17 protein-coding genes are annotated in these 20,819 nt (G+C 60.7%); 4 read left to right on the top strand and 13 right to left on the bottom strand.

All coding sequences use genetic code 11. From position 1 onward, the window contains the following. Positions 1 to 482 precede the first annotated feature (482 nt). From gdhA to MWL89_RS07955, 3 genes are all read left to right on the top strand, one after another. The gene (gene gdhA, locus MWL89_RS07965) at positions 483 to 1,814 is read left to right on the top strand and encodes an NADP-specific glutamate dehydrogenase (RefSeq protein ID WP_244412550.1); all 1,332 of its coding nucleotides are present in this window, start codon (positions 483 to 485) and stop codon (positions 1,812 to 1,814) included. Between the two features lie 199 nt (positions 1,815 to 2,013). Then, the gene (locus tag MWL89_RS07960; protein ID WP_244412549.1) at positions 2,014 to 2,808 is read left to right on the top strand and encodes a glycoside hydrolase family 25 protein; all 795 of its coding nucleotides are present in this window, start codon (positions 2,014 to 2,016) and stop codon (positions 2,806 to 2,808) included. An 18-nt stretch (positions 2,809 to 2,826) separates the two neighbouring features. After that, the gene (locus MWL89_RS07955; RefSeq protein ID WP_244412548.1) at positions 2,827 to 3,477 is read left to right on the top strand and encodes a GNAT family N-acetyltransferase; all 651 of its coding nucleotides are present in this window, start codon (positions 2,827 to 2,829) and stop codon (positions 3,475 to 3,477) included. Between the two features lie 61 nt (positions 3,478 to 3,538). Here MWL89_RS07955 and MWL89_RS07950 read toward each other — a convergent pair whose 3' ends face one another. The 4 genes from MWL89_RS07950 to uvrA form a co-directional block, all read right to left on the bottom strand. Next, positions 3,539 to 4,522, bottom strand: coding sequence for an ICP22 family protein (locus MWL89_RS07950; RefSeq protein WP_102378196.1), 984 nt, complete (start codon positions 4,520 to 4,522; stop codon positions 3,539 to 3,541). A 112-nt stretch (positions 4,523 to 4,634) separates the two neighbouring features. Continuing rightward, positions 4,635 to 5,213, bottom strand: coding sequence for a GNAT family N-acetyltransferase (locus tag MWL89_RS07945; RefSeq protein WP_244412547.1), 579 nt, complete (start codon positions 5,211 to 5,213; stop codon positions 4,635 to 4,637). Between the two features lie 154 nt (positions 5,214 to 5,367). Then, complete coding sequence (locus tag MWL89_RS07940) at positions 5,368 to 6,882, bottom strand: GNAT family N-acetyltransferase (RefSeq protein ID WP_341801952.1); 1,515 nt, start codon at positions 6,880 to 6,882, stop codon at positions 5,368 to 5,370. A gap of 207 nt (positions 6,883 to 7,089) precedes the next feature. Beyond that, positions 7,090 to 10,002 (bottom strand): excinuclease ABC subunit UvrA, encoded by a 2,913-nt coding sequence (gene uvrA, locus MWL89_RS07935; protein ID WP_244412546.1) that lies wholly within the window; start codon positions 10,000 to 10,002, stop codon positions 7,090 to 7,092. Between the two features lie 523 nt (positions 10,003 to 10,525). Between uvrA and MWL89_RS07930 the strand changes: the two genes are divergently transcribed. Beyond that, on the top strand, positions 10,526 to 10,870 hold the full coding sequence (locus MWL89_RS07930) for a nitrous oxide-stimulated promoter family protein (RefSeq protein WP_102379534.1): 345 nt from the start codon (positions 10,526 to 10,528) through the stop codon (positions 10,868 to 10,870). A 357-nt stretch (positions 10,871 to 11,227) separates the two neighbouring features. On the opposite strand, the gene MWL89_RS07925 is transcribed toward MWL89_RS07930, so the two are convergent. From MWL89_RS07925 to dprA, 9 genes are all read right to left on the bottom strand, one after another. Next, positions 11,228 to 13,378: an ABC transporter permease gene (locus MWL89_RS07925; RefSeq protein WP_244412545.1), complete on the bottom strand. Its 2,151-nt coding sequence runs from the start codon at positions 13,376 to 13,378 to the stop codon at positions 11,228 to 11,230. Then, positions 13,368 to 14,207 (bottom strand): ABC transporter ATP-binding protein, encoded by an 840-nt coding sequence (locus MWL89_RS07920; protein ID WP_244412544.1) that lies wholly within the window; start codon positions 14,205 to 14,207, stop codon positions 13,368 to 13,370. Before MWL89_RS07920 ends, MWL89_RS07925 begins: the two co-directional genes overlap by 11 nt. Before the next feature lie 233 nt (positions 14,208 to 14,440). Further along, complete coding sequence (locus tag MWL89_RS07915; protein WP_244412543.1) at positions 14,441 to 15,478, bottom strand: sensor histidine kinase; 1,038 nt, start codon at positions 15,476 to 15,478, stop codon at positions 14,441 to 14,443. Between the two features lie 9 nt (positions 15,479 to 15,487). Next, the gene (locus MWL89_RS07910; protein WP_244412542.1) at positions 15,488 to 16,153 is read right to left on the bottom strand and encodes a response regulator transcription factor; all 666 of its coding nucleotides are present in this window, start codon (positions 16,151 to 16,153) and stop codon (positions 15,488 to 15,490) included. A 64-nt stretch (positions 16,154 to 16,217) separates the two neighbouring features. Continuing rightward, positions 16,218 to 16,706, bottom strand: coding sequence for a hypothetical protein (locus MWL89_RS07905; protein ID WP_102378201.1), 489 nt, complete (start codon positions 16,704 to 16,706; stop codon positions 16,218 to 16,220). 9 nt (positions 16,707 to 16,715) lie between these two features. Continuing rightward, on the bottom strand, positions 16,716 to 17,285 hold the full coding sequence (locus MWL89_RS07900; protein ID WP_244412541.1) for a TetR/AcrR family transcriptional regulator: 570 nt from the start codon (positions 17,283 to 17,285) through the stop codon (positions 16,716 to 16,718). Positions 17,286 to 17,494: 209 nt separating this feature from the next. Next, positions 17,495 to 18,436: a tyrosine recombinase gene (locus MWL89_RS07895; RefSeq protein ID WP_244412540.1), complete on the bottom strand. Its 942-nt coding sequence runs from the start codon at positions 18,434 to 18,436 to the stop codon at positions 17,495 to 17,497. Next, positions 18,429 to 19,790, bottom strand: a complete 1,362-nt coding sequence (gene trmFO, locus MWL89_RS07890) for a methylenetetrahydrofolate--tRNA-(uracil(54)-C(5))-methyltransferase (FADH(2)-oxidizing) TrmFO (protein ID WP_244412539.1) — start codon at positions 19,788 to 19,790, stop codon at positions 18,429 to 18,431. The genes MWL89_RS07895 and trmFO overlap by 8 nt, the downstream gene beginning before the upstream one ends. A 28-nt stretch (positions 19,791 to 19,818) precedes the next feature. Next, on the bottom strand, positions 19,819 to 20,814 hold the full coding sequence (gene dprA, locus MWL89_RS07885; protein WP_244412538.1) for a DNA-processing protein DprA: 996 nt from the start codon (positions 20,812 to 20,814) through the stop codon (positions 19,819 to 19,821). Positions 20,815 to 20,819: the final 5 nt, after the last annotated feature.

The raw sequence follows: 20,819 nt of genomic DNA, 5'->3' as shown, positions 1-20,819 counted from the left end.
GGACGTTCACCCACGTTCACGGTTCCTTCAAAGGAACGCGGATGCACATCAGCGTTCACGATGCCCGCGCGGGCAGAAAGCCAGGAGGTCGAACCGCCGCGGTCGGGCGCTACCGACATCCGCTTGGCCGCCGACTTCCCGTATAATGGCAGGAAACGCAAGATTTACGTCGCCGCACAAGCCCCGAAGACCCGTTTTCAAGGAGAGGCGACCGCTGGCATGCCGCCGAACTGGGCAAACGCATCATTTCCGACGCACACATCACGACGCCAAGGCCGCCCCCCTCCGCTGCGACGAAAAACCTCCGTTTTCTGCTGCAAAACCAAGGATCGGCCGCCGAGTCGGGCGAATTCCCGCTCACCGCCGAAGATGACGTGTCCGTCGGCAGCGTTATTGTTTCGTCTTTTTTAAATCTTGGTTTCCCCCTCGTGAACCTCCCTATAATGGAACAATCCGTACAACCCCATAAAGGAGGTCCTTTGATGAGTTATGTCGATAACGTCATCGAGCAGGTCAAGGAGAAGAACCCGAACGAGCCCGAGTTCATCCAGGCCGTCACCGAGGTGCTCACGTCGCTCAAGCCAGCAATCGAATCCAACCCCGCATACGAGAAGGCAGGGCTGCTCGAGCGCATCGTCGAGCCCGAGCGTGTGGTCATGTTCCGCGTTCCGTGGGTCGACGACAAGGGCGGCGTTCACGTCAACCGCGGCTACCGCGTCGAGTACAACAGCTGCCTCGGACCCTACAAGGGCGGCCTGCGCCTCCATCCTTCCGTGAACCTCGGCATCATCAAGTTCCTCGGATTCGAGCAGATCTTCAAGAACAGCCTCACCACCCTTCCCATGGGCGGCGGCAAAGGCGGCAGCGACTTCGACCCGAAAGGCAAGTCCGACATGGAGATCATGCGCTTCTGCCAGAGCTTCATGACAGAGCTCTGCCGCCATATCGGCGCGAACACCGACGTTCCCGCGGGCGACATCGGCACGGGTGCCCGCGAGATCGGCTTCATGTTCGGCCAGTACAAGCGCATCCGCAACGAATGGGTCGGCGTGCTCACCGGCAAGGGCCTCTCGTACGGCGGCTCGCTCGTACGCACCGAGGCGACGGGCTACGGCCTCGTGTACTTCGTGCAAGAGTACCTCAACTGCCATGACGATTCGTTCGAGGGCAAGACCGTCGCGGTCTCCGGTTCGGGCAACGTCGCCATCTACGCGACCGAGAAAGCTCAAGAACTCGGAGCCAAAGTCGTCACCATGTCCGATTCGACCGGCTGGATCCACGATCCCGCAGGAATCGATCTCGCCCTCGTCAAGCAGATCAAGGAAGTCGAACGCGCGCGCATTTCCGAATACGCGAACCGCAAGGAAGGCGTCGAATACCATGACGGCAAGGGCGTTTGGTCGGTTCCCGTCGACATCGCATTGCCGTGCGCTACCCAAAACGAGCTTCTGATCGACGACGCCAAGCTGCTGGTGGCCAACGGATGCAAGATCGTCGCCGAGGGAGCTAACATGCCCACCACCATGGACGCAACCGATTACCTCATGGAAAACGGCGTGGTATTCTGCCCCGGCAAGGCCGCCAATGCCGGCGGCGTAGCCACTTCGGGACTCGAAATGAGCCAGAACTCCGAGCGCCTATCCTGGTCGTTCGAAGAGGTCGACGCCAAGCTGCAGGGCATCATGAAGAACATCTACCACGCAGCCGATGACGCGGCCAAGGAGTACGGCCATGAGGGCAATTACGTCATGGGCGCAAACATCGCCGGGTTCAAGAAGCTCGCCGACGCCATGATGGCGCAGGGCATCGTGTAGTTCTGCCGGCAACTGCCGGATTAACGCAGCGGCTCAACGCGAAACGCTCCGATGAATCGGGGCGTTTCGTTTATGTGCATCTTTCGCAGGGCTTTCCCGCTCGATGCCCTTCCGTTACGATTATCGCTTCGATCGCACGGGGATCCTCGGTGCACGTCAACCTTCGGGCCCCCGTTTACCCATCGTTCGAAAGGAACGCATGAACCGCACGTCTCTTCGCATCCTCTTCACCGCAGCGCTCGCCCTGGCGCTTCTCGCGCTTGCAGCCTGCTCGTCTTCAGGAGAGCAAGCCCCTTCGAAGCCCGCTTACGTGAGCCCCTATGACTGGTCGGGTCTTGCCAAGGAGGACGGCCGCTACACCTACGCCGAAGGCGGCGAGGTCTGCTCGTTCACGGGAATCGACGTATCGGAGCATCAGGGGGCGATCGACTGGAACGCCGTCGCCTCCGACGGTATCGATTTCGCGTTCATCAGGATCGGCAATCGGGGAGCCACCGAGGGAGCCGTGTATCTCGACGAGCGCTACGTCGAAAACATGACCGGAGCTAGAGAAGCCGGCATCCCCGTCGGCGTTTACTTCTTTTCGCAAGCCATTACTGCAGAAGAGGCGCTCGAGGAAGCCGATTTCGTGCTCGCCATGCTCGGCGACGCCGAATTGGCCTATCCGATCGTCTACGACCACGAGCCGGTAGCGGGCATCGAGGGACGCGCAGACGGGCTTTCGCGGGAGCAGATGACCGAGAACGCCCTCGCTTTCTGCACCCGTATCGCCGAAGCGGGGTACGAGCCGATGGTCTACGGCAACAAGCGCGATATCGCACGGTTCGATCTTTCGCAGCTCGAAGGCATCGACGTCTGGTTTGCGGAATACGGAGCGGCAACGCCCTCGGGGCAGTTCGATTTCTCAATATGGCAGTATGCCAACGACGGCACGGTTGCGGGCGTATCCACCGCCGTCGATCTCAACATCCTGTTCATCGCAGACGCGCGGTAGTCCCGAAAGGACGGTTTCATGAGCGAAACGGAAAACCTCCAAGAGACATCGGCTGGAAAGACGGCGGGGACGGAGCGCCGCTTAGACGACCCCGTCAGCGCCGTAGCCCGCCTGTCGACCGGCCGTTTGACGCTGCGCGCGTTTCGGCCTTCGGATGCCGACGACGTGTTCGCTTACTCGAGCGACCCGCGCATCGGCCACGATGCCGGGTGGCCGCCCCACCGCAGCCTCGACGATTCCCTCTCGTTCATCAACGACATCGCTTCGCAGGGCCACGTATGGGCCATCGCGCCCGAAGCGACCGTTTCGGAAAGCAGACCGCAGGGCACGGTGATCGGATCGGTCGGCCTCATATCCGACCCCGCTCGCAACTACGATAAGGTCCTCATGCTCGGATACGCCATCGGGGCTCGGTTTTGGGGCAAGGGATACACGACCGAGGCCGCACGGGCCGTGATCGCCTACGGTTTCGAAGAGCTCGGACTCGAGGCGATTTCCTGCACGTGCTATCCCTGGAACGCAGCTTCGAAACGGGTGATCGACAAGTGCGGCTTCGAATACGAAGGCACGCGGCACCTGGTCGAAATCGGCCAAGACGGCATACCGGAAGATTTCCTCTGTCACGTGCTTACGAAAGGGCGATGGAACGAACTCGTTCGAAGCGCCTGAAAACGGCTTCGCGGAATGCCAGCCGAAAGCGATCGGCATTCCTATCGAGAGGATTGCCGCATTAGCTCGGCTGCACGACTTTGGCCGAAACAACGTTGCTCGGCGAAATGAGGATGATGCCCGCAGATCCGAGCTGGGGCGCGTTCACGTAAAACGTTCCGTTGATGGTTTCTCCCATGACGAACAGCCCCTCGTCCTGCGTCGATATGACGATGTCGATCCCCGCAACCTCTTCGACGATTTTCTTATCCGGCGTTAAAACGACGATGAAGTCAACCTCGTACTCCTCGAAGTACTCGATCTGCTTCTCGATCATCTTCGTCGTCATCCTCGGTGCAACGCTGAAGATGCCGAATCGGTGATCGCCTTTTTTAAGGATAGTTCCCTCGCGGTACCTTCCCGGGTTCTCCGAATCGATGGAGAATACCGTCGCGTTTTTATCGAGATAGCTCTGCTCGACCTCCTCGACATCGATGGGCGTTTTCTTCTTGGCGCTCGGCGAGGACGAGGATGTCGATCCGTTTCCAGACGGGTTTGCGTCGGATGACGGGACATCGGGACCGGGCTCATCGTCATCGGCGGCGGTCTCGCCTTGTTTTGCCGCTGCGGAACCGTTCTGCGCATGTTTTTCACTGCCGGAGCCGCTTGCTGCGCTCTCGTCTTTACCCGAACCCGCATTCCGCTGAGCCGGACTGTCGGCGCTCTCCTTGCCGTCGGAATCGTCGCTCGTGGCGCCCGGAGCCTCAAGGCCCGAAAGGCCCGCCTCGGCTTCGTCGGCTGCTTTATCGAGCGCATCGGGGTCGGCCGTACCCTGCTGGCCGGATTTCGCACCCGATCCGCTCTTCGCCGTTTCCTCGGGATCAACCGTCCCCTTGAAGACGATTGCCGTGTAGCCGTCCATACGACCTGCAGCGTCATCGATGTTCGAAGCGGCAACGTTCCACGAGTGGCCGATAGCCAGATAGCCGACGAGTCCGCACAGCGAGGCAGCGATAAGCCCGACGAAGACGACGAGCGCGATTTTTTCACGAGATACATTCGACATGGTGCAATCCATTATACCTTCGTCGAAACCATGGGTTTCAGGTTCCGACCAAGTGACATAATTTCAGAGCAAACGGGGATCCTTATTCGGATATATCGTACTTTTCCGCAGGTCAGCGCATTGCAACAAGAGGCTTGGCCTCACGGGTAGCCGCAACGCCGACCATCTTCTCGTAAGCGTAGCGCTCGGGCGTGGCGCCTTCTGCATGGCTGATGCAGATGATTCCGCATTTCGAGAAGCCGTTCTTTTCGAGAAGCCGCTGCATGGGGATATTGCCGGGGTGGGTGTCGATGCGGACGCTTGAGCATCCGAGCTCCTCGGCAAGCCATGCGGCATATTCGAGAATCGAAGCGCCGATGCCGCCGTTTTTTCGATCGCCCGCCACCGCAACGCGGTGCACGACGACGTAGCACGGATCGCCGGGCAGCGATTCGGTGAGCCACGCGCCGTCGGTTATTTCGCGGTAGTCGAACTCTTCGCGACAGGCCACCATCGCGGTCGCCACGGGATTGCCGTTCTCGTCATCGACGACAACGCCTTCCCTGCGGGCTATATCATGCTCGATCACCTCTCGTGCGGGATATCCGCCCTGCCATTGGTCTATGCCCAAAGCCGCAAGGGCGCTCCGGCCGTCGGCCAGTATTTCCATGATGCGGTCCAGATCGGAGAACTCCGCTTTCCTCAGCTCCAATACCGTGCTCTTTCTCTAGTAAAATTAAGCGAACAGACACAATAGCAATCACCGAACCGCGATTCAATGGTTTTTTCCATGTTCTTACGCCGTCTTTTCGAAATTGTTGACCTAGCGGCGCATACTCACTGGTTCGATGGCGCTCTTCACCGATTCATCGCAACATCTTCTCGAAGGCCACGCGGCGTTTCTCGCGGCCGAAATAGTCCTTCACCGCCACTACGCCGCACTCCGAATACCCGTACTTCTCGAGCAGTGCGCGCATCGGCTCGTTCTCGGGATAGATATCCGCTCGCAGCGATTCCCTTCCCCGCTTCCTCGCGAGCCTCTCGGCATCGTCGAGGATGAAGCGCCCGACGCCGCTTCTCCTGGCGGCAGGCGCTACGCTCACCCAGTGGAGTACCGCATACGGCGGCTCTCCCCCAGAATCCTGCGTAAGCCACCTTCCGGAAAACGGTTTGCCGTACTGCGGATCGGGGCTGAAGGATACGGCGTACATGCCGATAGCCACGCCGTCTTTGTTTTCGATGAGGTGCGTCGTTTTGTTCTTTATGCTGTGCATGAGTCGGCGCGGCGAGGGATATTTCTTTCTCCCCTCATCGATGCCGAGTTCCTTGAACGTTTTATGGCCCTCGTCGAGCAGCGCCATCGCCGTCCCGTAATCGTCGCGCTCGGCCACGCGGCTCGAAAAATAGCCGAGCACGGCAGCGGGCCCCAAGAACAAGGGGGCATCGGGTGCCTGCTCGAAACCGCCGTCTTCCGCTGCGGGCTTTTCCTCCCTCTGCGTAACGAGCAGTACCATTACGAGGATGAGGGCGCATCCCCCGATGTCGTAAACGGTTATCGCCGTCTTGAGCCACACCGCGGAAATGACCATCGCCGACACCGGTTCGACGGCGCACAGAAGGCTCGCCTTGACCGGCCCCGCATCGGTGATGCCCTGCAGGTAGAGCATGTAGGCCCCAAGCGTGCCGACCACGACGATCGCGGCCATCGTTGCGACCATGCCCGGCTCGACGGCAACCGGGATCGTCCACGGCTGCACGAACGCGGTTGCAGCCGCACCGCCGAACGTCATTGCGAGACCTGTGACAATGAGCGACCCCCACTTTTTAAGCACGCGCGCCGGCATAAGGGTGTAGAATGCGAGCGCAAGAGCCGCCACCAAACCCCACGCCAACCCCTCTATCGGAATGGCGAGACCCCCGAGGTTCCCTTGCGTCGAAATGACGACCATGCCGATGAGGGCGAAAACGAGCCCGATCGCCTCGCGCAGCTTGGGAAGCCTGCGGGTGCGCAGGCATACGTAGACCATTATGAACACAAGCCCGATCTGCTCGAGCATGGTGCCGGTGCCCGCATCGGTGTACCCGATGGTGAGCAGATAGCTCACTTGGGTCAAAAGAACGCCGAACAGCGCAAACGCCGCAATGGATATGAGGGAGCGCCAGTCGCGAAACACCGCGACAAGGCCGCGCGGATCCTTCACCGCCGTCGCCGCGAGAAACAGGGCTCCCGCGATACTCATGCGCACGCAGGTGATCCACAAAGCGGGAACATCGTAGGTCGACATGAGGAGCTGGGCGCACGTGCCCGAGAAACCCCACAGCACACCGCCGAGCAGAGCGCATACGACGCCCCTCATCACATGGTTGCCCTGCACGACCACCGCCCGCCCTTTCTGTATGGTTCGAAGTAATCCGGCAATCCCCTGAAATAAGCCGCGAGCATTGTCGCACGCCGCTACCCTGCGGTAAAGACGCTTCCCTAAGTTTTCACGATCGGCGCAACCGCAGCGAAAAAACGCACCGCCGAAGCGGTGCGCGGAGACAATGCGATTGAAATCCTGCAGGGGTATGCCGGCAGGGGTGCGCCGCTACGACGCCTTCCCCTGAGCTTGTCCGCCCTTGGCTTGATCGAGTATTTTCGCAAGGAACCGTCCCGTATAGCTCTCGGGCACCGCCGCAACATCTTCGGGCGTTCCCGTCGCCACGATCGTACCGCCGCGATCGCCGCCTTCGGGGCCGAGGTCGATGAGGTGATCGGCGCATTTGATGATGTCGAGGTTGTGTTCGATGACGAGCACCGTATTGCCCGCATCGACGAGCCGTTGCAGAACCTCGAGGAGCTGGCGCACATCCTCGAAATGGAGGCCCGTCGTCGGCTCGTCGAGGATGTAGAACGTCTTGCCGGTTTGCCGCCGCTGCAGTTCGCTCGAGAGTTTGACGCGCTGCGCCTCGCCGCCCGACAGCGTGGTGGCGGGCTGGCCGAGCCTGATGTACCCAAGCCCCACATCGTGCAGCGTCTGGAGCTTGCGCTTGATACCCGGGATGTTCTCGAAGAACGCAAGCGCTTCTTCAACCGTCATCTCGAGGATGTCGTAGACGTTCTTGCCGCGGTACGTTACCTGCAGGGTCTCCCGGTTGTAGCGCATGCCGCCGCACACCTCGCACGGCACGTACACGTCGGGCAGGAAGTGCATCTCGATCTTGATCTGGCCGTCGCCCTTGCACGCTTCGCAGCGCCCGCCGCTCACGTTGAACGAGAAGCGGCCCGGCGAGTATCCGCGCGCCTTGGCCTCTTGCGTGGATGCGAAGAGCTGACGGATGTCGTCCCACAGCCCGATGTAGGTGGCGGGATTCGACCGCGGCGTGCGCCCGATGGGGCTCTGGTCGATGTTGATGACCTTATCGAGCAGATCGCTGCCGGTCATCTTCCGATAAGCCCCCGTGCGACGGCGGGCATGGTTGACGCGGTTTGCGAGCGCAGGTGCAAGCGTGTCGGTGATGAGCGAGCTCTTGCCCGAACCCGATACGCCGGTCACGACGGTCAGCTCGCCGATCGGGATCTCGATGTCGACGTTCTTGAGGTTATTCTCGGTTGCGCCTAAAAGCTTGATGGCCCCGCGCTTCGCGTGGCGGCGCTCTTCGGGCAGCTCGATCTTCCTGCGGCCCGACAGGTAATCCGCCGTAAACGAGTTCTTCGCCCTGAGGATCTGCTTCGGCGTTCCTTCGGCGACCACCTCGCCGCCGTTTTCCCCCGCGCCGGGGCCCATGTCGATAACGTAATCGGCATGGCGGATCGTATCTTCGTCGTGTTCGACGACGATGACGGTGTTGCCGAGGTCGCGCAGCCGTTCGAGCGTCGCGATCAGGCGCTCGTTGTCGCGCTGGTGCAGACCGATGGACGGCTCGTCGAGGATGTAGAGCACGCCCATCAGACCCGCGCCGATCTGTGTGGCGAGCCTAATGCGCTGCGCCTCGCCGCCCGATAAGGTAGCGGTTGCGCGCTCGAGGGTAAGGTAGTCGAGCCCCACGTCGACGAGGAAGCGCAGGCGCGCCGCAATCTCCTTCACGATGGGCCCTGCGATCTGCTCGTCGGACCCCGTGAAGGAAAGGCCCTCGAAGAAGGCGAGCGAATCGACGGCGCTCATCTCGGTGACCTCGTGGATGTTCCTGCCCCCCACCGTGACGGCGAGGATCTCGGGCTTGAGGCGCTTGCCCCCGCAGGTTTGGCACGGAACGATGGCGAAGTACTGCGCGTACTTCTCTCGCTGGCTATCGCTCGTGGACTCCTGGTAGCGGTGCATGACCGCAGCGCAGGCGCCCTCCCAATCGATGTACCAGTACGTTTCGCGCCCGTCGACGGTTACGTAATCGACGCGCACCTTCTCCTTGGGAAGCCCGTAGAGCAGCGCATCGCGCACCTTCTTCGGCATGTCCTCCCAGGGCGTATCGGATGAGACCCCCATATGCTTTGCAACGGCACGCAGCACCTGCGGGTAGTAGTTCCCCGAGGTGAACGGCGCGATAACACCCTCGTCGAGCGAGAGCGACGGATCGGGAACCAAAAGGCTCGCGTCGACCTCTTCCCTGCTTCCGATGCCGAGGCAATCGGGGCAGGCGCCGTAAGGCGCATTGAACGAGAAGTCGCGCGGCTGCAGCTCGTCCATGGAGTGGCCGTGCTCGGGGCACGCGAGCGCGAGCGAGAACACGTACTCGCCTTCCTGCAAGCCGCCCGTTGCACCCGAAGAGGTGGCGCCGCTCGCCTTGGGCTTGCCGTCTTCGCCGAGCACCTGCACGAGCACGCGCCCGTCGGCGAGCTTCGTGGCCATCTCGACCGCTTCGGCGATACGGCTGACCGCGTCGCGCTTGAGCACTACGCGGTCGACGACGACGTCGATGAAGTGCTTGATCTTCTTGTTGAGCACGATCGTCTCGCCGTCGAGCTTCTTCACTTCGCCGTCGATGCGGACGCGCGAGAAGCCCTCCTTCTGCAGATCCTGGAAGAGCTTCGTGAACTCGCCCTTGCGGCCGACGACGACCGGTGCCATGACGAGCGCCTTCGCGCCTTCGCCGATCGAGAGGATCTCATCGGCCACCTGATCGGTCGTCTGCTTCTTGATCTCGCGGCCGCACTCGGGACAATGGGGCACGCCCACGCGGGCGAACAACAGACGCAGATAGTCGTAGATCTCGGTCGTGGTGCCCACGGTGGAGCGGGGGTTCTTGCTCGTGGTCTTCTGGTCGATCGAGACCGCCGGCGAAAGCCCGTCGATGCTGTCGAGGTCGGGCTTGTTCATCTGGCCGAGAAACTGACGGGCGTAGCTCGACAGGCTCTCGACGTAGCGGCGCTGCCCCTCGGCGTACATGGTGTCGAACGCCAGGGAGCTTTTTCCGGAACCCGACAATCCCGTGATCACAACGAGCTTGTCACGCGGAATGGTCAGGTCGATATCTTTGAGGTTGTGCTCGCGAGCACCCTTGATGACGATTGAATTCTGTGCCATATTCGTTAGCTTCTTTCGCTTCGCTTTCGGGCCGTCCGGCTTCCAGAGCAAACTCGGCTGACAGTCCGACCGTACGTATCACGCAAACGCCCATTGTAACGCAGACGGTCTCAAAAGCGGAACAAAATTAGAACAATCGTTCCCTATTCAAATGATTTGCACATTCTGTTCGATAGCGCCCTTTCGAGCGCGACGGAAGGCGGGGGCGCCCCGTGCGGCGAAAGGCGCGGAAGGCGGGTTCGCTTCGCTTACGGCGCGCTTCAGACTCGCAGCCCGCGATGCGCACGCTGCACGCCAAGGTCGGAGGCAGCCTGCACCGCGAGGTTTCCCGCTGCGGATCGCGATACGCCCGCTGCACGCCAAGGTCGGAGGCAGCCTGCACCGCGAGGTTTCCCGCTGCGGATCGCGATACGCCCGCAGCTTGCAATGCGCACGCATCCTCGCACAGCCCGCCCTTAGGGATTTCCCGAAATTCGCCTCGTTTAACTTCTGCATCGATACAGGAAGTGCTATTCTTCGCTCCATGGAAGACACACCGAACATAGCGAAGCGGCGCCTGCGCGAGGAGCGCACCATCTCCCAGATGATCTCATTGTACTGCGCCGGCAACCACAGCGACCGCGACCGGAGCGAAACCGCCTACTGCGGCGAGTCTCTTTGCGAGGAGTGCAAGGCCATCGACGACTACGCGGTGCTCCGTACGCAACGCTGCCGCAAGATGGAAGTCAAGACCTCGTGCGACGAGTGCGAGCACCACTGCTACAAGCCCGAAGAGCGAAAGAGCATCCGCACGGTCATGCGCTACTCGGGGCCCCGCATGATGAAGGCGCATCCCATCGCCGCCCTACGCCACCTTCTCGGCAGATAGCCGGGGTCGGCCGTGGTCCGGCGTTGCAGCATAGGCCGGACGCATGGACGCACGAGTGTTGCGGAATCGCCTGCTCGTGGCAGAAAACGCAAGGTTTTCGTCGCCGGAAGCGGGCGCCCCGCGCTGCCGCCGCCCCTGTAAACGGATTACCCCAGGTAGGGCCTTCCTGCAAGGAATTGCATCGGGTGGGAAGGCGCGACTTTGGACGCTAGCGCGACGAAAACCTTGCGTTTTCTGCCACGAGTTCCCTCGTCCGGCGCATGCGACCCCGATCGGGCCGATCGGCTCAGCGCTCCCGCTTCGCCCCCGCCCGTTTGACATGGCGGGCGGCTCTGCACCGCCCGCACGCCATGCCGCCTACCTGCGCGAGTCGATGGCCTGGCCGATGATACCGCGCGCAGCACCGTACGTAACGAGCAGATACGACCCGTACACCGCCACAACGAGCAGCACGGTCATCAGCGTAGGCCCGGTAATCGAGACGCCGACGCTTGTAAACAGGCTCGTACTCGTTACGCCGATCGCGCAAACGGCGTGGCACACCGCAAGACCGAGCGGCGCGATGAAGTAGATGAGCACTTGGGCGAGCAGTGACCGCGCGATCATCGGGCGATCGCACCCGAGCTTCGAGAGCAGCCGATAGCGCTCGATGCTGTCGCTGGCTTCGGAAAGCTGCTGGATGGCGAGCACGGCGGCGGTCGTGATGAGGAACACGAAGCCGATGTAGAGCGCAAGGTACGTGATGAGCATACGCATGCCGCCCGATTGCGCAATGACCTCCTGTGCGGTGAACGTCATCGACACGGGCCACGAATCGCTCTTGTAGGCGAACCCGTTTCGCGCTGTTTGATCGTCGGGCGGCAGAGCCTTGCCGAGCGCTTCCATAAGAGCCGTATCGCCTTCGGTCCGATCCGCCTTGTAGTCGATGTTGAGGTAGCTCATATAGGGCACGGCCCCTTGGTCCCTCACGGCGGCAATAACGTCATCGGGTACGATGAGCTGCGCGGCATCGCCCGCGAAGGAGTGGACATCGAGCGATTGGGCGTATACGCGATCGCTCTTGCTTTCGAGGGCGACGCCTCCTACCGTCACATCGCCGTCGAGCTGGGCGAGCCGATCGGAAAGCACGCTTCCCGATTCTGCGAGGTTGTTCACAACGTAGCCGTTCGATCCGACGTCGACCGGATCCTCTCCCGTCGCTTCGCGCAGTGCGTTAAACTGCGATGCGCTGATGATCTGGACGGGCGTTGTCTCGACCATGGCAGCCCTGTCTTCGGCAAGCCCGAGCGTGCTCGTGTCGACAAGCTGCCCGTACATCAGATCGGGCGCCTGGTATATATCGAGCTGCATGACGCGCTCGGCAAAGGCGTCCCAATCAACGCCCAACGAGGCCAGGTACGTTTCGATGTCGAAGTCGTTTTCCCTCCCTAAGGCGATAACGCGTTTGGCGTCCTCTCGGTACTCGGGATCCATGTCCTCGACGTTCTGGCTGTCCCAGAACACGTTCGCCGTCAAAGTGGCATCGTAGCGCGTTCCGTCTTCGACGCCGCTCGTAAACGCCTCGACCATACCCATGCCGCACGAGAACACGGTGATGCTGAAAAACAGCATCACGCAGACCACCGAAAGCGACACGAACGCCGTATTTATCTTGCTCGCGATCTGACGCACGGTAAAGGTGTTGAGGCCCTTGTAGTACACGCGTTTGCTGCGCTGCAGCATCGCGATGGCGAACCCCGACAGCGAATAGAAGAACAGCGTCGTGCCCACGACCATGAGCACGGTCGCCCAGAGGAACTTCGGGTCGTCGAGCATGACGAGCCCGTTCTGTACGAGCAGCGCATAAGCAACGGCCAATACCGCGACCGAAACCACAAACAGCACGAGGCTCGCCCACGGGCTTCTCATCTTCATCTTCTCGTTCTTCGCCCGGGCGGAAAGCAGATCGATCAGCTTGTAGCGGCTCACCGTGAAGGTGTTGAACAGGGCGACGATAAGGTATATCACCGCAAAGCATATAAGCGTGAGCATGCAAGCGTCGCCCGAGAACACGAATTGGTACTGAGCCATGGGTATGCTGAATAGCGCCGCCGTCAAGAACGAAAGCCCCTGGGAGAGCGCGATGCCGAGCGCTAGGCCGATCGCAAGCGATACGATGCCCACCAAGAGCGTCTCGATCAACACGATCTGAGAGACCGTCGAAGGCTTCATGCCGAGCGTCAGGTAGATGCCGAACTCGTGCTTGCGGCGGCGGATGAGAAACCTGTTCGCGTAGATGATGAGGAACCCGAGCACGCAGGCTATGAACACCGAAAAGATACCGAGGAACTGGCCGGTCATGATGAAGATGCTCTCGGTTGCCTCGTCCTTGAGATCGAACAGCACCGATTGGTTCTGGATCGAGTTGAACGCATAGAACACGGCAACGCCGAACACGAGGGTTATGAAGTATATCGCATAGTCTTTGAACGACCGCTTTATGTTGCGGACGGCTAGTTTAGCGCGCATCGCCCGCATCGCCTCCCAAAAATGTGACCACTTCCATGATCCGGCCGAAGAAATCCTTCCGCGAGGTGTCGCCCCTGCGTATCTCGTTGAACACCGTGCCGTCTTTGATGAACAGGATGCGCTTGGCGAACGAAGCGGCATAGGAATCGTGCGTGACCATCATGATCGTCGCACCGAGATGCGCGTTCATCATCTCCATGGTTTCGAGCATGATCGTCGCGCTGCGGGAATCGAGCGCGCCGGTCGGCTCGTCGGCAAGTACGAGCTTCGGATCGGCCGCCATGGCGCGAGCCGCGGCGATGCGCTGTTTCTGGCCGCCCGACATCTGGTAGGGATACTTCTTCAGCACATCGGAAACGCCGAGCGTTTCGGCGATGGCGTTCACCTTCGCTGAGATCTGATTGGCGGGAATGCCCTTGATCGAAAGCGCGATCGAGATGTTCTCGAACCCGTTCAGGGTATCGAGCAGATTCGAATCCTGGAAGATGAAACCGAGCTCGTCGCGCCTGAACCGCGCAAGCTCGCGAGAGCGCAGGTTCGTGATGTCGCGCCCGCCGATGAGGATATGCCCGCTCGTCACGGTATCGATGGTTGCAACGCAGTTCAAGAGCGTCGTTTTGCCGGAGCCCGAAGGACCCATGATGCCGATGAACTCGCCGGGCACCACGTCGAAGCTCACGCCCGCGAGCGCATGGGTGATCGAATCTTTGGTGCCGTACACCTTCTCGATATGCCGCACGGATAAAATGGGCTGGACACCGCCGAAACCCTGGCCTGTGCGGGCCGCTTCGGTACTGCTCGAAATAGGGGTTGCGTAAGCTTCTGCCATGATGTCTATCCCTCGCTTCTTCCTGCTGCGTGCAACGGGGAGATCAAGCGTCTGACCGCATCGATCGCCTCGAGTATCCTGATTACAGCCTTCTCGTTCATGACTGCCTCCTTTTCTTGACACCGAACATCCTAGAGGAGGCAGCTCGCGCGATCCATCGATCAGGCTTACCGCTCTCTTACGCTTTTGTAAGCTAGCGGTTTTTTTCGGATGAGCCTACGGCGCAGGCGCGCTCAGCGCAGGGCATCGAGCCGCCGCCTGTCATGGGGGAACGCGATCATCACCCGCGTACCGCTCCCCTCCTCCGAAGCGATGGCGATACCGAGGCCCATCTCGGCGCACATGACGGCGCAGAGGTACAAACCCATACCCGTCGAAGTCCCATGGGTTCTGCCGTTACGTCCGGTGAACCCCTTCTCGAACACCGAATCGATGTCGGAGGCGGGAATGCCGCAGCCGTTATCGGCTATCTCGAGCACCGTTCGCGAAGCCACGGTTCCCTGGTCTTCGACATGCGCCGTCGCAACGATGGAAGTCGAATCATATCGCGCCGCATTTGCGAGAATCTGCCCGAGCACGAACTGCAGCCATTTAGCGTCGGCGAATACCGCCGCATCGTCGTCTACGTCGACGCACACGCCGACGCCGCTGCCGATAAGCAGCTGAGCGTTCTTCCTGACCGACTCGCGCACGCATGAGGCAAGGTTGACCTCTCTGATCGAATAGTCTTTCTGCAACGAGGTGGACCGGGCGTAATACAGAGCCTGCTCGACGTATCCCTCGATCCTCCCAAGCTCCGATTTGATCTTGTCGGCCTCCGGTCCGTGAAGCTCCGAAGACATGATCTTCGCGGCCGCTATCGGTGTCTTTATCTCGTGAATCCACGTCTCTACGTACTCGCGATACGAATTTACCATGTCGCGGTAGCGCGCCACCTCGTCGTTCATGGATTTTCCCGCCGCACCGATCGCATCGTAGGCGGCGCGCCCCTCGAGAAACGACGGGCGCTCGACGAGCTCGGCGGCAAGATAGGCTTCCGTCTGCCGCGACAGCGACTCGACGATCGCATCGAGCTCGTCGTAGAAGCGCCTGCGTCTCGCGTACCCGTAGACCGTCGTAAGCGCGAGACAGGCAACCATGATGGCCGCCAAGAACAGGATCGCGGAAGTTCCCACGCCGAGAATGGCGAGCATCCAACCGATGACGGCTATGACAACGACCCACGCCGCAAGCGATACGACGTTGTCGACAAGGTATTCCGACAGCTTCATAAACGCCTCTCAGACAAGGTAGCCTTGGCCCCTCCGCGTGACCAGGTAGTCGGTAACCCCCACGCGCTCGAGGCTCTTGCGCAGCCTATTGATGTTCACCGTCAGCGTATTGTCGTCAACGAATTCGTCCGATTGCCAAAGCTCGTTCATGATCTCTTGACGAGAGATGATCGTATCGTGGTTCTCCATGAGTAAGGCGAGTATCTTCAGCTCGTTTCGGGTCAAATCGATGCTGAGGTCGCCTGCTGTTACGACCCCTTTCGCCAAATCGAGCGTAAGGCCCTTATGGGTTATCCTCGAAGGCGCCGCATGGCGTTGCGTCCGCCTTAGCACCGATTGGATGCGCGCCAGCAGAATAGCCGGATTGTAGGGTTTCGTCACATAGTCGTCGGCGCCGAGATTCATGCTCATGAGCTCGTCGAATTCGCTATCGGACGAAGTGAGCATGATGATGGGAACCTGGCTTTTTGCCCGAAGGTCGCGCACGATGTCAAATCCCGATGTTCCGGGCAGTTTGAGGTCGAGGACAACGCAATCGGGACCGTATTCGAGTATCTCGTCAACCGTGCGATCGAATCGGACGGCTGCGGCGCACTGGTATCCCTGAAGCTCCAAAACGTGCAGGAGTTCCGTTCTCAGCGATGCGTCGTCTTCGACGACGAACAGTTTCGGCACCGGATACTCCTTTCGAGACGTTTTTCCTTATGGTAAACGAATCGGCTCGAGAGCGGCGTGCCCGTCACTGTTTCGTTGACGTCGTTTTCCCGGCCCCGGCACCCTTCGGCACGACGGGACACGACGGATCCGAGCTTTTGAAATAACGGATGATGAAGCTTATGCCCGCAACGGCGAGCGCAAGGCCGAGCCCCGTATAAAAAAAGGCGATGAACCATTCGGGTACAAGACCCGACATGCGAAGCGCGATACCGCCGCCCATCATGAACGCCATGATGAGGTAGCCTTTCTTGTCAAAGAACTTCCAGATGTGCGTCCGATCATCCGCATAGCCCCTGATCCTGTTAGCATGCTTGCCGACCATCTTCGTAAACACGAAGATGTGGAATACGATGAAGATGACGACGGTCCCCACAAGCAGCACCCAGAATATCCATCCGGCCTCGTGGAGATACGCCCCTATGCCGATATTGGCGATATTGAGTCCCGCTATCATCCAGACGATGCCCGCCACCAAGAGCAGCTTCTCCGTCGCTATTTTAAGCACACCCATTGCAGAGACCTACCTTCTCGAATCGTAGAGCGAAGCGCGCAGCAGCGAAGCGAGCACACGGCAATCCGACGCGCCCTCGCTGAGCGCAGAGAGCATCGAATCGAGCACGAACCCCGAGACATCCTCAGGCGCCATGCCCTCCAGCCTTCCGACGTCGGCATTCGGATCCGACTCCAGCACGCGCGTCAGGCCATCGCCCATATGCGCGAACACCTGCTTTTCGCGCTCGTGCCCTACGGCTTCGCCTCTCAGCATCATGGCCCTGATCTCTGGCAGCCAATCCGATCGAAACGCTGCGAGCGCATTGCGCATGGCCTCGTATACGCGCTCGACGTACTCGACGAAATCCTCGTCTTCGAGGGGGTTGCACGCCGCGGCCGCTAGCGAGTTTCGCCAGAACATGGCAACGACTTCGGCGATCAAGCCGCCTTTCGAGGCAACGTGGTTGTAGATGGTGCCGACCGACACGCCGCACGCCGTAGCGACCTCGCGGATCCCAAGCGACGAGAGGCCGTTTTCCGAAGCCATGCAATACGCCGCTTCGACGATCGCCTGTTTATCTATCGTTTGCCGCGCCACCGAGGTCCTTTCCCGCGCGAACGTCTTCGCCCTTGCTTTTTTACAAGATGCCGCATTCGTGTATGAACTTTGTTCAGTATAGCGCTCCCAAGGCGGCTCGGCAGCATTTTGAACTACGTTCATAAAGTCGATACAATGCGGGGGCTTGCACGGCGGGATGCGCTATTCGGAACGACGGCCCAGCGCTCGATGCGGGTTGCGCGCAGCGATCAGCGACCGCTGCGCGGATGCGCCTGCCCGTGCACTTCCTTGAGCCTATCGGGCGACAGATGGGTGTATATCTGCGTCGTCGAGAGGCTTGCGTGCCCGAGCATCTCCTGGACGCTGCGCAGATCCGCTCCTCCCCCCAAAAGATCGGTGGCGAAGGTGTGGCGCATGTCGTGCGGCGAAAGCGTCTCGTCGACTCCGGCTGCGCGAAGCGTCGCCTTGAACATCTTGCGCATCGCATCGGTTCCCATGCGGTTTCCCCTCGTCGACACGAAGAAGAACTCGCATTGCCCCCCGTTGAGCAGCTTTGGCCTCCCGAAATGGAAATAGCGCGCCATCGACGAGGCGGCAAGCTCGTGAATCGGCACGATGCGCTCCTTCGAGCCCTTTCCGAACAGTTTCACCTGCGAGTTCTTGAGGTCCACGTTGGCGATCAGCAATCCCGACGCTTCGGAGATACGGGTACCGCATGCATAGAGCAGCTCGAGCAGCGCCTGATCCCTCATGTCCGAAAAAGACTGCTCGCGCGGATTGCCGGACAGATCCTTTGCGCCGTGAACCGTGAGGATCTTCGCCATATCGGCCGGCTTGATGGTGTGCGGCAGGCTCTTCGGCTGTTTGGGTCCCTGCATGACGCCTGCCGGATCCTCGGCAATCGCACCCGTTGCGCACATCCAGCCGAAGTAACCGCGCAACGAGCTCAGTTTGCGATTGATCGTCGTTCGCGAGTACTGCGCCCGATCGAGCTCGCCGAGATAGAGCCTCAGCTGCCGATGGGTCGTCTCCAAGGCGTTCATATTGTTGCGATCGGCCCACCGGAGGAAATCGAGGATGTCGTTGCGGTAGGCCCTCAGCGTATTGGGCGAAACGTTTCGTTCGACCCGCATGGTTTCCAGATACGCTTCGGCGAACGCCAAAGCGGGACCGTCGGAAGCCTCAGCCATCGTTTCGCTCCGTCGCCATAAGACCCCTATCGCGAAGCGCCTCCGCATATGCCTGCAAGGCTGCTTCTCCCCGATCGGCATACGCCGCATAGCGCAGGCGTTTGTTCTTCATCCGTTCGGGCAGCGGCTCCATGATCCCGAAGTTCACGTGCATGGGTTGATAATCGGTAACCGTCGGGTCGGTCGCATAGGCAAGCAGCGCCCCGAACGCGGTTTGCGGCGGCATCTCGGGAGCCTGCTTACCCGACAGCGCGGCAAAGACGCCGATCGCCGCGTGGAGCCCCGACATAACGGCTTCGCAATACCCTTCGGTTCCCGCAAGCTGCCCCGCCACGTAAAGGGGACACCCCGAATCGCCCGCATCCGTCAGACGCAGATCGCGCCCCAGCAGCCTCGGCGCGTCGATAAAGGTGTTGCGGTGCATGACGCCGTATCGGGCGAACTCGGCATGAGCAAGCCCGGGTATCATGCGAAACACCCGCGCCTGCTCGCCGAAAGTAAGATTCGTTTGGAACCCTACGAGGTTGTAACTTTCTCCGTGCGCGTCTTCCGCACGCAGCTGCAGCGCCGCCCACGGCCGCCTGCCGGTAGCGGGATCGGTCAACCCCACGGGCTTCAGCGTTCCGTAACGCGGCGCGTCCATTCCTTTTCGGGCGATCTCCTCGATGGGCTGGCATGCCTGGAAGAGTTCACGCGTTTCGAAATCCTTCATGACCACGCGCTTCGCGTCAACGAGCTCGCTTATGAACCGTTCGTACTCGTCCTTCGAAAACGGCGCGTTGAGGTAATCGCCCTCGCCTTCTTCGTAGCGGCTCTGCCGAAACAGCTTGCCGTAGTCAAGCGAATCGGCCATGACGATTGGGGCTGCTGCATCGTAGAACGATAGGTGTCCGCAGCCAGTCAGGCTCTCGATGGCATCGGCAAGCGGTTCGGAGGTGAGCGGGCCGCTCGCGAGTATCGTCGCATTGGCTCCGCGGGGAATCTCCGTCGCTTCGAGGCGAACGAGCTCTATGAGCGGGTGCTCTTCGATGCGCGTGGTAACCGCTCCCGAAAAAGCGTCGCGGTCGACCGCAAGCGCGCCTCCTGCGGCGACGCGGTTTTCCTGCGCAAGGGCGTACAGCCGGGATCCGAGCACCGATAGTTCGGCCTTGAGCATCCCGGCAGCGCTGTCGCGCTTTTCGCTTTTAAGGGAGTTCGAGCACACGAGTTCGGCGCAGCGGTCCGTCGCGTGCACCGCCGTCTTCGTCTTGGGCCTCATTTCGAACAGCCTAACCGACACGCCCCGATCGGCCAGCTGCAATGCCGCCTCGCTCCCGGCGAGTCCGGCACCCAGTATGTCAACATGTTTTTTCATGGAAACGATCTTAGCAAATGTCGGGGCATCAGACCACGACGGGTCCGTATCGTCCATCGGGATATCGTACGATACGCCCGCTTTTCTGCAGTTCGGCAAGGCGCACCATAAGATAGGTGATCGCGTTTCCCCCAAGGCGAAACCCCTCCTGCATGCCGTTCGACTCGACATATCCGAGCATTTCCTCGATGCTCATCGGATTGGCGCACATAGCCTCGAGAATGGCATCCTCGCTTCCGGCTTTCGAAGAGGCGACGCAGCCGTCGGCCCGAATACGGAGCCTGGGCTGTTCGCAGACCTGGGCGAAACCCTCGATCTCCTGCTGGCCGAACAGGGCTTCGAGCACGCTGGAAAACGTCTCGTCGTCGACGATGGGCGTTGCGCCCTGGAAGAGCAGCCTGTTCGATCCGCGCGAGAACTTCGATGCGATAGAGCCCGGTACGACGAGCACTTCTCGGTTGGCGGCAAGTGCCTCGTCTGCCGTCGAGAACGTCCCCGACGGCAAGCCCGCTTCCACGATGAGCGTCGCCCGCGCCAAACCGGCGATAAGCCGGTTGCGCGCCCTGAACGTATGCCTCATGGGAGGAAACGACCACTCCTGCTCCGAAACCACCGCACCGCCCGCATCGACGATCTCTTGGAAAAGGCCATAGTGCGATGCCGGGTACAGCTCGTCGCATCCCCCTCCGAGAAACGCAACCGTCGTGCCGCCCGCATCGAGCGCAGCCCGATGCGCCGCCGCATCGCAACCGCGGGCACCGCCTGAAATGACGGGGATCCCCCGCTTCGCCGCCGTTCCCGCAAATCGCTTCGCGCACGATATGCCGTAGGGCGTTGCGTTTCTCGCACCGACGATGGCGATTCCCTCGCCGAGCGCGCTCGGGTTTCCCACGACGAAAAGACGCTCGGGAGGATCGGCTATCAGGCAGAGTGCTTCAGGGTACCCCGTTTCTTCCTTTTCGAGCACCGTACGCTCGCCCCTCAACCTTGGCCCCGCATAACGTGCAAACTCTTTCTTCTGCATCGAAT

It is taken from the genome of Raoultibacter timonensis, from assembly GCF_022845715.1.
In the GTDB taxonomy this organism is placed as follows: Bacteria; Actinomycetota; Coriobacteriia; order Coriobacteriales; family Eggerthellaceae; genus Raoultibacter; species Raoultibacter timonensis.
The sequence above is the reverse complement of the archived record's forward strand: the minus strand, read 5'-3'. Positions and strand labels throughout refer to the sequence as shown.

Coding starts and splice junctions, on each gene's coding strand:
- gdhA (WP_244412550.1), top strand. CDS start 483: ATGAGTTATGTCGATAACGTCATCGAGCAGGTCAAGGAGAAGAACCCG.
- MWL89_RS07960 (WP_244412549.1), top strand. CDS start 2,014: ATGAACCGCACGTCTCTTCGCATCCTCTTCACCGCAGCGCTCGCCCTG.
- MWL89_RS07955 (WP_244412548.1), top strand. CDS start 2,827: ATGAGCGAAACGGAAAACCTCCAAGAGACATCGGCTGGAAAGACGGCG.
- MWL89_RS07950 (WP_102378196.1), bottom strand. CDS start 4,522: ATGTCGAATGTATCTCGTGAAAAAATCGCGCTCGTCGTCTTCGTCGGG.
- uvrA (WP_244412546.1), bottom strand. CDS start 10,002: ATGGCACAGAATTCAATCGTCATCAAGGGTGCTCGCGAGCACAACCTC.
- MWL89_RS07930 (WP_102379534.1), top strand. CDS start 10,526: ATGGAAGACACACCGAACATAGCGAAGCGGCGCCTGCGCGAGGAGCGC.
- MWL89_RS07925 (WP_244412545.1), bottom strand. CDS start 13,378: ATGCGCGCTAAACTAGCCGTCCGCAACATAAAGCGGTCGTTCAAAGAC.
- MWL89_RS07920 (WP_244412544.1), bottom strand. CDS start 14,207: ATGGCAGAAGCTTACGCAACCCCTATTTCGAGCAGTACCGAAGCGGCC.
- MWL89_RS07915 (WP_244412543.1), bottom strand. CDS start 15,478: ATGAAGCTGTCGGAATACCTTGTCGACAACGTCGTATCGCTTGCGGCG.
- MWL89_RS07905 (WP_102378201.1), bottom strand. CDS start 16,706: ATGGGTGTGCTTAAAATAGCGACGGAGAAGCTGCTCTTGGTGGCGGGC.
- MWL89_RS07895 (WP_244412540.1), bottom strand. CDS start 18,436: ATGGCTGAGGCTTCCGACGGTCCCGCTTTGGCGTTCGCCGAAGCGTAT.
- trmFO (WP_244412539.1), bottom strand. CDS start 19,790: ATGAAAAAACATGTTGACATACTGGGTGCCGGACTCGCCGGGAGCGAG.
- dprA (WP_244412538.1), bottom strand. CDS start 20,814: ATGCAGAAGAAAGAGTTTGCACGTTATGCGGGGCCAAGGTTGAGGGGC.